Raw genomic sequence first — 962 nt, 5'->3', positions numbered from 1 at the left:
GAAATCGAAAGATTGAGTCATGTGTCACTCCTGTTTTCTTAATAATACTGAAATGACACAGATTTCTAAACACTACCGATTGGTTTGATAAACTTTACCTGGGCTATGCTACATTTATTCTTTGTTTTTTTTATGTTTATTCTACCGTTATTTTCCCTTGCTTTGGGAGCATATGATCTTGCATTTGATTTTTTTATCATTCTTTCATGTTGCTGGGGGGGATCTAAGTTAATTAGCTTGCTAATTTGGCCATTTTTTCGTTTCAAATTTAATCTAGCCACAATTTTTAATCGGAAAACGGGTATGGTTGAAATACCTACTAAAGATGCAAAAAGTTTTGATACACTCCCTTTTGAAGAGTTCAATGCTCACTATAAAGTAGCCCATAATCCTAAAAGCGGTTTTGCTAACAGAGGCTTTACATTACTGCATTATAAGAAAAACATCCGTTATGAGCAGACTTATAGTAACCAAATAGCCTGCGCTTTTTTACATTGGGAGTTATTACAAAACTTTATGGATGTTACCCAACCTTTGGCTGATATCCCGCAATTTGAATATTATCGTGAGTTTGATAAAACCACTGCTGAATTTGATAAAGCCAATGGTCGCCCTAAGTACTTTTGGTATCGTGTTGATAAGTCATTTTTAAAAGAAATGTCTAAAGTGGATGACGAGCTTAGAAAAGAATTTAATGATGAAGAGCAGCTTGATAACTTATTGATGGGAAAACCTATTAAAAAGCTAACACCGCCAGATATTTTTAAACTTCCATGGAAATACGCAGTTAACATCAAGCCTGAGAGTGAAATTAAGTTCGGGAAAACGTTGTGGCAAAAATTCACTTCATTTTTGATGGTTGATTTGTAAGCGAATTAACAAAGCAAGCGAATTAACAAGACACTCATCCTAAATTTTGCACTTTTCGAAGTTAGAGGCTAGCCTTTGTTTAGTGCAAAAAA

Annotated in this window: 1 protein-coding gene; it reads left to right on the top strand. The window is 34.3% G+C overall.

What is annotated here, in order from left to right; all coding sequences use genetic code 11:
- Positions 1 to 303 precede the first annotated feature (303 nt).
- Positions 304 to 870, top strand: a complete 567-nt coding sequence (locus I6F66_RS20740) for a hypothetical protein (protein ID WP_197209692.1) — start codon at positions 304 to 306, stop codon at positions 868 to 870.
- Positions 871 to 962 lie beyond the last annotated feature (92 nt).

Source organism: Pseudoalteromonas sp. NZS100_1, from assembly GCF_015864285.1.
GTDB lineage: Bacteria > Pseudomonadota > Gammaproteobacteria > Enterobacterales > Alteromonadaceae > Pseudoalteromonas > Pseudoalteromonas arctica.
Note: the sequence above shows the minus strand (reverse complement) of the source record. Positions and strands in the feature narration are given on the sequence as shown.

Coding starts and splice junctions, on each gene's coding strand:
- I6F66_RS20740 (WP_197209692.1), top strand. CDS start 304: ATGGTTGAAATACCTACTAAAGATGCAAAAAGTTTTGATACACTCCCT.